The organism is Kitasatospora sp. NPDC057518, from assembly GCF_042802075.1.
Lineage (GTDB): Bacteria > Actinomycetota > Actinomycetes > Streptomycetales > Streptomycetaceae > Kitasatospora.
In genome coordinates, this window is record NZ_JBHVEU010000302.1 from 1 (window position 1) to 10,890 (window position 10,890).

A 10,890-nucleotide genomic window follows, 5' to 3' on the forward strand; every position below is an offset into this window, starting at 1 on the left:
TCCGGGGGCGTCGTCACGTCAGAACGGGCCGCCGTCGCAGCCGGGGAGCGCCGTCACATCCAGGCGAACGGCGACCCCGCCGCGTAGGAGAGCGCCCGGGTGGCCTCGTCCAGGGTCTGCTCGGTGCTGGGCGCCGCGCCGGTGGCCGGCTGGCCGGGCGTGGTCGGCGCCCCGGTGCCGCTCGGGGCGGAGCCCGCCGGGCGGCCGTCGCCGGGCCGCGAGCTGGTGACGGTCACGTAGTGCCCGACCGCCTCGACCCGCGGGTCGCCGCCCTGCTTGGCACCCGGGGCCTGGACGGGGCCGGTGGTGGTGTCGGCGAGCATGAAGGCGACCGCCCCGGGCTTGGTCCGCAGGGCGTCGGCGGCCCTGGCGGCGGAGGGCTGGTCGGGGAAGCGCAGCAGGGTGACGCTGCTGAGCACCGGGTGGTCCTGGCCGCTGAAGCTGACCGTCAGGTAGCCCTGGCAGCCGGTGTCCTTCAGCGGGTCCTGGCCGCGGTCCTGGAGCACCTCGACGCAGTTCTCGCCCTGCCGGACGCCGTTGCGCCGCGCCTTGAAGGCGCCGACCTCGACCGGCCGCTGGGCGGGGAAGAGGTTGTCGACATTGAGGGCCTCGGGGTCGGTGCGCGGCGGCGGGGCGCCCACCACGCGCGGTGTCGCGGACGAGTCCTTGGTGGACGGGCCGAGCCCGGGTATGTAGTCGCCGGGCATCGGGCGGGTGATGAGCCATCCGCCGGCCGCGACCACTCCGACGACGACGATCCAGCCGGCCGCTCGACGGCCCGTCAGCCGGCGGCCCCGCCTGAGGTCCGTCCCCCCGTCGGTGTCGGCGCCCCCGCCGGTCCGCTGCCCTGCCCGGTCGTCCCGGCCTTCTCCCGGAGTCGGGGTGTGCTCCCCCTGCGTGGTCATGGCGCAGATTCTAAGCACCCCCGGCGTGGCGTGGATCACGGGGTCGGGGGTTGTGGATCATCGTCCGCCGGAGGCCGCCACCGGCCCGCCACCGGCCCGCCGCCGGCCCGCCGCCGGTCGGCCGCCGGTCGGCCGCCGACCGTCCGGCACCCCGCTCGCCATCCCGATCGCTACCGGCCGGTAACCGGAGGTCCGGCCCCGCGTCAAGCTCGTGACCAGCGGCGGAGCCGTGACCTTCGACACTGTGGCAATCGGCACATCCTCACACCGATCTTCTGGCGGGTTTGCTCTGGCGCCGCTCGATCGCCACCAGGCAGGATCGCCCCATGGATCTGCTCGATACCCTCACCGCCAAGGGCCTGCGCGGCGAAGTCCCGACCCGCGAGGAGGCCCTGGCCGTCCTCGCCACCACCGACGACGAGCTGCTCGACGTGGTCGCCGCCGCCGGCAAGGTGCGCCGCCGCTGGTTCGGCCGCCGGGTCAAGCTCAACTACCTGGTGAACCTGAAGAGCGGGCTCTGCCCGGAGGACTGCTCGTACTGCTCGCAGCGGCTCGGGTCCAAGGCCGAGATCCTCAAGTACACCTGGCTCAAGCCGGACCAGGCCGCCGACGCCGCCCGCGCCGGGGTGGCCGGCGGCGCCAAGCGGGTCTGCCTGGTCGCCAGCGGCCGCGGCCCGACGGACCGCGACATCGACCGGGTCACCGACACCATGGCCGCCATCAAGGACGCCGACCCCGAGGTCGAGATCTGCGTCTGCCTCGGCCTGCTCTCCGACAACCAGGCGGAGCGGCTCAAGGCGGCCGGCGCCGACGCCTACAACCACAACCTCAACACCTCCGAGGGCACCTACGGCACCATCACCAAGACCCACACCTACGCGGACCGGGTCGACACGGTGCAGAAGGCGCACGGCGCCGGGCTGTCCGCCTGCTCCGGCCTGATCGCCGGCATGGGCGAGAGCGACGAGGACCTGGTCGACGTCGTCTTCGCGCTGCGCGAGCTGGGCTCGGACTCCGTCCCCGTCAACTTCCTGATCCCGTTCGAGGGCACCCCGCTCGCCAAGGAGTGGAACCTCACCCCGCAGCGCTGCCTGCGCATCCTGGCGATGGTCCGCTTCGTCAACCCGGACACCGAGGTACGGATCGCGGGCGGGCGCGAGGTGCACCTGCGCTCGATGCAGCCGCTCGGCCTGCACATCGCCAACTCCATCTTCCTCGGCGACTACCTGACCAGCGAGGGCCAGGCCGGGCAGACCGACCTCGACATGATCAAGGACGCCGGCTTCGAGGTCGAGGGCGCCGGCGAGGCCACCCTGCCGCGCCACCGCGCGGACGTCGCCGAGGCCGCCCAGGCCGGCCACGCCTCCGGCGGCTGCGGCAGCGCGGCCTCCGCGTGCGGCAGCGGCGGCGGCTGCGGGCCGTGCGGCGGGCACGCCCACGCCCCCTCCTCGTCGGCCGCAGAGGCCGCGGAGACCGCAGAAGCCGCGGAGGCCCCGGACGACGAGCTCCGCAGCGACCTGGTGAAGGTCCGCCGCCGCGGCGCCGGCACCGAACTCGCGCCCAACGCCTGACAGTTCCGACTCCTCCGGAGAACGCACCATGCTCCAGCCGCCCGCATCCGCGACCGACCTGCTCGCCCTCGACCGCGCCCACGTCTGGCACCCGTACGGGCCGATGCCCGGGACCGCCACCCCGTACGTGGTCGAGTCCGCCTCCGGGGTCCGGCTGCGCCTGGCCGAACCGGTCGCGGGCGGGCGGCGCGAGCTGGTCGACGGGATGTCGTCCTGGTGGGCGGCGATCCACGGCTACCGGCACCCGGTGCTGGACGAGGCCGTGCGCGACCAGCTGGGGCGGATGAGCCACGTGATGTTCGGCGGGCTCACCCACGAGCCCGCCGTCCGGCTGGCGGCCACGCTGGTGGAGATCACCCCGGAGCCGCTGCGGCACGTCTTCCTCGCCGACTCGGGCTCGGTGGCCGTCGAGGTCGCGATGAAGATGTGCCTCCAGTACTGGCAGTCCATCGGCCGTCCGGCCAAGCGCCGGCTGCTCACCTGGCGCGGCGGCTACCACGGGGACACCTTCCACCCGATGTCGGTGTGCGACCCGGACGGCGGGATGCACCACCTGTGGGGTGGGGTGCTGCCCGGCCAGCTGTTCGCCCCCGAGCCGCCGGCCGGGTTCGACGCCCCGCTCGACCCCGCGTACGCGGCGCGGTTCGAGGAGCTGATGGCCCGGCACGCCGACGAGCTGGCCGCCGTCATCGTCGAACCGGTGGTCCAGGGCGCCGGCGGGATGCGCTTCCACTCGCCGGCCTACCTGCGGATGCTGCGCGACCTGTGCGACCGGTACGGGGTGCTGCTGGTCTTCGACGAGATCGCCACCGGCTTCGGGCGCAGCGGCGCGCTGTTCGCCGCCGACCACGCGGGCGTCTCGCCGGACGTGATGTGCCTGGGCAAGGCGCTGACCGGCGGCTACCTGACGCTGGCCGCCACGCTGTGCACGAGCGAGGTCGCCGACGGGATCAGCCGCGGCGAGGTGCCGGTGCTCGCCCACGGGCCGACGTTCATGGGCAACCCGCTGGCCTGCGCCGTCGCCAACGCCTCGCTGGAGCTGCTGCTCGGGCAGGACTGGTCGGTGGAGGTCAAGCGCATCGAGTCCGGACTGGCCGAGGGCCTCGCGGCCGCGGCCGGACTGCCCGGCGTACAGGACGTACGGGTCCAGGGCGCCATCGGCGTCGTGCAGTTGGACCACCCCGTGAACGTCCCGGCGGCGACCGAGGCGGCGGCGCGCGAAGGCGTGTGGCTGCGGCCCTTCCGGGACCTGATCTACACCATGCCCCCCTATGTGACGGAGGACGAGGACGTGGCACGCATCGCCGCCGCCGTGACCGCCGCGGCGGTGTCCGGATGAACGCGCGCATCCTGTTCGTGACGGGGACCAACACCGACGTCGGCAAGACCGTCGCCACCGCGGCCGTCGCCTCGGCGGCGCTGCGGGCCGGGCGGAAGGTCGCGGTGCTCAAGCCGGGGCAGACCGGCGTCTCGCCGGAGGAGCCCGGGGACGCGGCCGAAGTCCGGCGCCTGGCAGGCGAACTGACGATCCGTGAACTGGTGCGCTACCCCGAGCCGCTGGCACCCGACACCGCGGCCCGGCGGGCCGGGATGCCGTACCTCTCCCCCGCCGAGGTGGTGACCGAGGTCGCCGAACTGGCCGCCACCCACGACCTGGTACTGGTGGAGGGCGCGGGCGGACTGCTGGTCCGCTACGACGACGAGGGCCGCACCCTCGCCGACCAGGCCCGGGCGGTGCTCGACGCCGGGCTTCCGGCCGAGGTGCTGCTGATCGCCTCCGCCGGACTCGGCACGCTCAACATCGTCTCCCTCACGGCGGAGGCCCTGGCGGCCCGCGAACTCCCCCTCGCGGGCGTGCTCGTCGGCTCCTGGCCCGCCGAGCCCGGCCTCGCCGAGCGCTGCAACCTCGCCGACCTGCCCCGCTCCGCCGGCGCCCCCCTCCTCGGCGCCCTCCCGGAACGCGCGGGCCGCGCCGAGGACTTCGCCGCACTCGCCGTCACCGCACTCGCCCCCGAACTCGGCGGCACCTGGAATGCCGAGCAGTTCGCGCACGCCCACCGGCCCGACTAGGCCGGGCCTCGTCGAGGGCGCGAAGCCGATCCCGGAACCTCCCGCGGTACGGCTGTCGGTCCAGTGCCGCTCCAGTGCGCCACCTGCCCGATCACAAACCCGTCAGTTCCGTCAACGAGGCGATCACCCGGATACCCGCGTCCACGGCACCGGGCCCTCGGGAAACCGAGCGGTCCAGCCAGACGGCCCGCAACCCTGCGTCCCGCGCTCCGAGCGCGTCCTTCTCGTAGTCGTCACCCACGTAGGCCACCTCGGCGGGCGCCAATCCCAGGGCCTCGCAGCCCGCCAGGAAGATGCTCGCCGCCGGCTTGGCGGCACCGTGTTCCTGGGAGCAGACCAACGGCTCCGTGAAGTAGCCGAGCAGCCCGATCGCTTCCAGCTTCGCGCGCTGGTGCGCGGTCACCGAGTTCGATACGACACCGAGTCGGAATCGACCCGCCAACGCGCCCAGCGTCGGTTGGGCATCGTCGAACGCCCGCCGGACCGCATCCCTCCGTACCGCGTAGCTCGCGAACCACGCCGTAGCCGCCTCGTCCGTCACCTCAAGTGCGCCGACCACCCCGGCCTGGGCGAGGAATCGCCGTATTCGTGCGGCCTTCTGGGCGGCGAACGTCAACTCGCCGCTCAGGAAGCGCGGGTACTCCTCCTCCCTGACTTCCCGCCACACACGCAGCGCCTCCGCCGGCGACTCGAACCGGTCGGAGAGCTCTTCGGCCACCAGGTGTTCGTGAAGACCGAACTCCTCGGCCTTCTCGTAGTCGTACAGGGTTCCATCGACATCGAACAGCACTCCACGGATCGTCATGTCGATCATTCTGGCGGAACGGGCGGGCCACGCCGAGGACTTCGCCGCCCTCGCCTGCACCTCGCTCGCCCACGCGCTGGGCGGCGGCTGGGATGCGGAGCACTTCGAGGGCGCGTACCGGCCCGAATAGGGCCCGCTTCGCTCGAAGGGGTGATCCCGGCTTCCGCCACTGTCGGAAGCCGGGATGGCTCAATACCGTTCTTCCATGACAGACGGGCTCACCGCAGACGAGGCCCTGCGGGCCTTGGCCGCCCTGGAGGCGGCGTTCAAGGACGACGACGAGGCACTGACCGCCCTGGCGGCGAGCGGGCCCGGTGAACGGCCGCTCCCGGCGCTGGTCGCCGCGTACGGCGAGCACGCCATGGACACCCTGATGGCGCTCGCGTTCGGGCTGCGCGCCACCATGAGCGACGAGGAGATCGCGGAGATCTCCGACGCCGTCAGTTCCAACATCGGTGCCCGGATGAGCGCCCTGCTCACCCAGACCCTCAAGGCCTGGGGCACCCTGGCGCCGGCGGAGGACCTCCCCGTCATCAAGATCATCGCCCACACGGTGATCGACGCGATGCGGGCCGTCACCGAGGACCCGAGCAAGACCGAAGTCCTGCCCCTGCTCGCCACGTTCCGCAGCTACGCCCTCAACGGCACCTGAGGGACGGGGAATTCGGCGCGGGCTTCGAGACGACTCGAAGCCCGCGCTGCTATGCACGTACTCTCATCCAGCCCGCCACGAGCATGAACGCGCCCGTCGAGGCGGCGAGGAAGACGAGGACGAACACCAGGGCGCTCGCCACCGGAGGCACGCGCTCGGGAATCAGCAGGAGGACCGATGCCGCGAACACGAGGCTTCCGGCGGTGATGACACCGGCTCCGGCTACGGCCGCATACCTCTGCGAAGGACGACGACCAGCCGCTCGATGACGTCCGGCCGGGCGGCCCCGAGGTCGATCAGGATGACGCCGGTGGCCTTGGCCGAGCGCCAGTCGATGCCGAGGGACGGGAGTTTCACGTCGGCGGCGTTCAGGACGGCCTGGAGGTCGTCGAGGACGTCGGCCGCGGCGCGACGGTCCTCCGCCGTGATCTTGTCGATCATGCTGCTCATGGGGCATCTCACTGTTCGGTGTCGGTGAGCCAGCGCGCTTCGTCGTCCCACTCGACGCCGCCGTCGAGCGGGACGACGAGGACAAGATCCGTTCCCTGTCAAGGGTTTACGATTGGCTCCAGGCCCAAGCCCTCTCATGTGCGGACTCGCTGGCGCTCATCCGCACCCGGCTCAAGGAGATCCAAGCCATGTTCCCCATCGCGACGGTCAAGCCCGCCTCCTGGTTGAAGTCCTCGTACAGCGACGGCGGCGGCCAGTGCGTCGAGGTCGCCCCCGGCCTCCCGGGTGTCCTCCCCGTCCGCGACAGCAAGGACCCTGACGGCCCGCAGCTCGCCTTCGGTACGGACGCCTGGCAGTCCTTCATCGCGGGCGTCAAGTCCGGCGAGTTCGGGAGCGTCTGACTCCCTCGCCGCCCTGCCGCTTCGGCAGGGCGGCGGCACCACTGCTCAGCGGGCCCCGGCGACGAGGAAGCGGCCGGAGCGCCAGTGCAGTCGGGCCGGGCCGCCGGTGGGCCAGTCGTGGTTCAGGTGGCGGCGGTCGCGACCGAGGGCGCCGAGGGCGTGGGGGCGCAGGGTGCCGCTCCTCAGGCCGGCGGCCTCCTCAGGGGTCACCGGCATGATCGTCACGTACTGGGCGTCGTCCCCGCCCATCCAGTCGACGACCTCGGTGAAGATCCACACGAACCGCTGCGAACATCCCAGGCAGCGCCGCAGGTTGACGGCGAAGCGCGAGCCGTCCACCACTTCCGCCTCGTGCTCGAAGCCCTCCCGCTGCCGCCCCCACACCGCCCGTTCGTCCTCGCCGTAGCACTTCGCGCAACCGAACTCCGCCATCGGCCTACCCATCGGTCGACTCCCTGTTCCGCGACGTCCCGTGTCGCGGCCCATGATGCCCGCAGGGCCCCACCGACCGGCCGCACCGTCACCCGACCGGGGAACAATTCACGGGCCGTTCCCGCGCAGTTCGCGCCCCAGGGCGGACATCCGCACGGCGGGTTGACGCACCCGGGGCCCGGCTCGGGACGGTTCGTCCCGGCCCGAGCCGGTTCGCCCCGATTCACCCCGGCTCGGGCTTCGGGCCGCACACCTCGGAGTCCAGGCCGACCGCCCTCGCGCCCGAACGGGCCTTCACGGCGAAGGGTGGCACGGACATGTCCCAGATTTCTGGGATTCTCCTCGCCCACCGACCTCGCGCAGAATCGGCGTCAGGCACCCCGGTGAGCACGGGAGCCCGCCAAGTCACCCGTCGGAGAGGGGAGTTGATCAGCGATGTCACGCTCCTTCAAGCGCGCCGATGACAAGGCCTGGCGGACCCGCTCCGGGTCGCTGACGAACGGCTGACGAACGGCCCTGACCCCGCACCCCACCCCGCCCGGCGCGCCCCCTCCTCGGCGGCCGCCGGGGGGATCAGGGTCAGGGCAGGGGGCGCGCCGGCCGGAGTCCCGGCCGGCCGCCCCCGTCAGTCGGTCTCCAGCAGGAGGGCCGGGAGCTCGGCCTCCCGCACCAGGTCGCGCGGCAGGGTGAGGCCGAAGTGGCGGCCGAGCACCTCCAGGCAGGTGCGGTGGAGGTCGTCGCCCGCGCGATCGTGGTCGGGCAGGCCGACGGCGGCCAGCTCGGCCGTCAGGGCGGCGGCGGTGGCCGGCTCGCCCTGGACGTCGCCGGGGCCCCAGGAGGGGTCCAGGTGGAGGTTGAGGGAGCAGACCTCCCGCCCGTCCCGGTGGGCGCTGAAGAACGGCGGCACCGGCTTGCCGTTCTCCTCCTCGAACTCCAGGTGGTAGACCTCGGCGCCGCCGCGCGAGACCTCCGGCCGGACGCTCAGCTCCCCCTGCCAGTAGCCGTACGCCACCGCGAAGGCGAGGTCGCCGCTGCGCCCGTGGTGCAGCGCGATGTCCTCGATGCCGCCGGCGAACTCCAGCTCGTACTCCTCCACCAGGTCCTCGGCGGTGAGCTCGTCGAGCGGCCGCGCCGTGCGCTCCGGGAGCCCTTCGGCGAGCCGGGCCGCCAGTTCCTCCGGCTCCAGGCCGCGGGCGAGCACGACGCTGTAACCTCCGTAGGCGATCGATTCGAGTTCGGCGAGCCAGGTGAGTGCGTCCGTCATGATGATCATCCTGCCGCACCCACCCGCTCGTTCGGTATTCCGAACGATCCGACCGTCCATCGAACCGGCCACCGAGCCAGCCGCCGAAGCGCCTGCCGGGCCGCCGGACGCCGGAGCGTCAGTGCCAGAGCCCCCACACGGCCGGCCGGACCGGCGAGGCCTCGGCGAGGTGGCCGTGCTGCTCGGCCCGGTACTGCAGCACCAGCACCGAGCGGACCGGCTCGCCGTCCAGCGCGGTGTAGGCGTGCGGGAGCGCGGCGTCGAAGCCGATGTAGTCGCCCGGGCCCAGCTCGATCTCGCGGCCGTCCACCCGCACGCCCAGCCGGCCGGCCTGGACGACGGTGTGCTCGGTGCCGGTGTGGCCGCCGGACTCCTGCGCGGCGCCGGTGCGCACCACCTGGTCGTAGAGCTCGAACACGGTGTCCCCGGACTCGATCCGGCGCAGCGGCCGCAGGTCGACGCCCCGCCCGCTGAGCACCTCGGCCTCGGCCGCCCGCACCACCGTCACCTCGCCGGCCGGCCGGGCCTCGACCAGGTCGGAGATCGGCACGCCGAGCACCCGGGACAGCCCGAGCACCGTCTCCAGCGTTGGGTTGCCGGCCCCGGACTCCAGCTGGGAGAGCGTCGCCTTGCCCACCCCGGCCCGCCGGGACAGCTCGGACAGCGACAGTCCGCGCTGGGCCCGCACCCGCTTCAGGTTGGCGGCGAGGACGCCCCGGACGGATTCCTCGGCGTCGTTCACGCTGGGCCTCTTCTCTTGCGGCAGTGTTCGATATACCGTACGGGACGCACACCGACGGACGGGGCAGCGTAGCGAAACACCCCGCTGCCCTCACCCTCACCAGGAGACCGCAGTGACCGAGCCCGCCGAGACCACCGAGCCCGCCGAGACCATCAAGTACCGGAAGAACGGCCTGACCCGCGGGGTCACGGACGAGCTCGCGGAGAGCATGAAGCAGGGCTGGGCCGACACCGAGCGCACCGCCCTGGAGCCCGTCCCCCAGGCCGCGCACACCGCCCGCCGCCGCGCCGCGCTGTCCGCCGCCTTCCCCGGCGAGCTGCTGGTCGTCCCGGCCGGCAACCCCAAGGTGCGGGCCAACGACACCGACTACCCGTTCCGCCCCTCCTCCGACTACGCCTACCTGACCGGCGACCAGTCCGAGGACGGCGTCCTGGTGCTCGCCCCGACCGGGGAGAGCGGCCACGAGGCCGTGCTCTACCTGCGCGACCGCTCCCGCACCGACAACGGCGAGTTCTGGCTGGACGGCCACGGCGAGCTGTGGGACGGCCGCCGCAACAGCCTGACCGAGAGCGAGCGGCTGTTCGGCCTGCCCTGCCGGGACGTGCGCACCGCCCGCGCGGACCTGCGCGCCGCCACCGGCCCGGCGCGCGTGCTGCGCCGCCACGACGCGGGCGTCGAGGAGGCCCTCGCGGACCGGATCACCGCCGAGCGGGACGAGGAGTTCGAGGTCTTCCTGTCCGGACTGCGCCTGGTCAAGGACGCGTTCGAGATCGAGGAGCTGCGCTTCGCCTGCGCCGCCACCGCCCGCGGCTTCGAGGACGTGGTCCGCGTCCTCGGCACCGACTCCGAGACCGCCGAGCGGCTGATCGAGGGCACCTTCTTCGTCCGCGCCCGGGTCGAGGGCAACAGCGTGGGCTACAGCACCATCGCCGCGGCCGGCCCGCACGCCACCACCCTGCACTGGGTGCGCAACAACGGCCACGCCCGCCCCGGCGACCTCCTGCTGCTCGACGCCGGCGTGGAGACCAACCACCTCTACACCGCCGACGTCACCCGCACCCTCCCGGTCAGCGGCCGCTTCACCGAGCTCCAGCGCAAGGTCTACGACGCCGTGTACGCGGCCCAGGAGGCCGGCATCGCGGCCGTCCGGCCGGGCGGGCGGTTCCGCGACTTCCACCACGCCGCCCAGCGCGAGCTCGCCGAACACCTCACCGCCTGGGGCCTGTTCGGCGACCTGAGCGCCGACAAGGTGTACGAGCTGGGCCTGCACCGCCGCTTCACCCTGGCGGGCACCGGCCACATGCTGGGCATCGACGTCCACGACTGCGCCCACTCCCGCACCGAGGAGCACGTCGACGGCCCGCTGGAGCCGGGCATGGTGCTCACCGTCGAGCCGGGCATCTACTTCCAGGAGAACGACCTGACGGTGCCGGAGGAGTACCGGGGCATCGGGGTGCGGATCGAGGACGACATCCTGGTCACCGAGGACGGCAACGAGAACCTCTCCGCCGACCTCCCGCGCCGCTCCGACGAGGTCGAGGCCTGGCTGGCCCGGCTGCGCGGCTGAGCAGCGGAAGAGCGGCACCGGGGCGTACCCC

Annotated in this window: 13 protein-coding genes; 7 read left to right on the forward strand and 6 right to left on the reverse strand. The window is 73.2% G+C overall.

Annotation, left to right across the window (positions count from 1 at the left end; genetic code table 11):
• Positions 1-53: 53 nt before the first annotated feature.
• Positions 54-905 carry a hypothetical protein gene (locus ACFU7Z_RS26850; RefSeq protein WP_143204601.1) on the reverse strand — a complete coding sequence of 284 codons (852 nt, stop codon included), beginning with the start codon at positions 903-905 and terminating at the stop codon, positions 54-56.
• A 326-nt stretch (positions 906-1,231) separates the two neighbouring features.
• Between ACFU7Z_RS26850 and bioB the strand changes: the two genes are divergently transcribed.
• The 3 genes from bioB to bioD are packed head-to-tail and all read left to right on the forward strand — an operon-like array spanning position 1,232 to position 4,546.
• The gene (gene bioB, locus ACFU7Z_RS26855; protein WP_380780188.1) at positions 1,232-2,476 is read left to right on the forward strand and encodes a biotin synthase BioB; all 1,245 of its coding nucleotides are present in this window, start codon (positions 1,232-1,234) and stop codon (positions 2,474-2,476) included.
• Positions 2,477-2,504: 28 nt separating this feature from the next.
• Entirely contained in the window at positions 2,505-3,815 is a 1,311-nt protein-coding gene (locus ACFU7Z_RS26860) for an adenosylmethionine--8-amino-7-oxononanoate transaminase (protein ID WP_380780190.1), read from the forward strand.
• Positions 3,812-4,546 carry a dethiobiotin synthase gene (gene bioD / locus ACFU7Z_RS26865; RefSeq protein WP_380780193.1) on the forward strand — a complete coding sequence of 245 codons (735 nt, stop codon included), beginning with the start codon at positions 3,812-3,814 and terminating at the stop codon, positions 4,544-4,546. The genes ACFU7Z_RS26860 and bioD overlap by 4 nt, the downstream gene beginning before the upstream one ends.
• 91 nt (positions 4,547-4,637) lie before the next feature.
• Here the strand turns inward: bioD and ACFU7Z_RS26870 are convergent, their stop codons facing one another.
• The gene (locus ACFU7Z_RS26870) at positions 4,638-5,351 is read right to left on the reverse strand and encodes an HAD family hydrolase (protein WP_380780195.1); all 714 of its coding nucleotides are present in this window, start codon (positions 5,349-5,351) and stop codon (positions 4,638-4,640) included.
• Between ACFU7Z_RS26870 and ACFU7Z_RS26875 the strand changes: the two genes are divergently transcribed.
• A complete protein-coding gene (locus ACFU7Z_RS26875; RefSeq protein ID WP_380780197.1) occupies positions 5,350-5,481 on the forward strand; it encodes a hypothetical protein in 132 nt (43 codons plus the stop codon). The two genes, ACFU7Z_RS26870 and ACFU7Z_RS26875, sit on opposite strands and share 2 nt — an antisense overlap.
• A 75-nt stretch (positions 5,482-5,556) precedes the next feature.
• On the forward strand, positions 5,557-6,003 hold the full coding sequence (locus ACFU7Z_RS26880) for a hypothetical protein (protein WP_049653015.1): 447 nt from the start codon (positions 5,557-5,559) through the stop codon (positions 6,001-6,003).
• Positions 6,004-6,225: 222 nt separating this feature from the next.
• Here the strand turns inward: ACFU7Z_RS26880 and ACFU7Z_RS26885 are convergent, their stop codons facing one another.
• On the reverse strand, positions 6,226-6,453 hold the full coding sequence (locus ACFU7Z_RS26885) for a hypothetical protein (RefSeq protein ID WP_049653014.1): 228 nt from the start codon (positions 6,451-6,453) through the stop codon (positions 6,226-6,228).
• 188 nt (positions 6,454-6,641) lie between these two features.
• Here ACFU7Z_RS26885 and ACFU7Z_RS26890 point away from each other — a divergent pair, with 188 nt between their 5' ends.
• The gene (locus ACFU7Z_RS26890) at positions 6,642-6,854 is read left to right on the forward strand and encodes a DUF397 domain-containing protein (RefSeq protein WP_380780199.1); all 213 of its coding nucleotides are present in this window, start codon (positions 6,642-6,644) and stop codon (positions 6,852-6,854) included.
• Positions 6,855-6,899: 45 nt separating this feature from the next.
• On the opposite strand, the gene ACFU7Z_RS26895 is transcribed toward ACFU7Z_RS26890, so the two are convergent.
• From ACFU7Z_RS26895 to ACFU7Z_RS26905, 3 genes are all read right to left on the reverse strand, one after another.
• On the reverse strand, positions 6,900-7,298 hold the full coding sequence (locus ACFU7Z_RS26895; protein ID WP_380780201.1) for a hypothetical protein: 399 nt from the start codon (positions 7,296-7,298) through the stop codon (positions 6,900-6,902).
• A gap of 613 nt (positions 7,299-7,911) precedes the next feature.
• Positions 7,912-8,550 (reverse strand): DUF6461 domain-containing protein, encoded by a 639-nt coding sequence (locus ACFU7Z_RS26900; protein WP_380780203.1) that lies wholly within the window; start codon positions 8,548-8,550, stop codon positions 7,912-7,914.
• A gap of 118 nt (positions 8,551-8,668) precedes the next feature.
• The gene (locus tag ACFU7Z_RS26905) at positions 8,669-9,292 is read right to left on the reverse strand and encodes a helix-turn-helix domain-containing protein (protein ID WP_380744385.1); all 624 of its coding nucleotides are present in this window, start codon (positions 9,290-9,292) and stop codon (positions 8,669-8,671) included.
• A 112-nt stretch (positions 9,293-9,404) separates the two neighbouring features.
• Here ACFU7Z_RS26905 and ACFU7Z_RS26910 point away from each other — a divergent pair, with 112 nt between their 5' ends.
• The gene (locus tag ACFU7Z_RS26910) at positions 9,405-10,859 is read left to right on the forward strand and encodes an aminopeptidase P family protein (protein ID WP_380780205.1); all 1,455 of its coding nucleotides are present in this window, start codon (positions 9,405-9,407) and stop codon (positions 10,857-10,859) included.
• Positions 10,860-10,890: the final 31 nt, after the last annotated feature.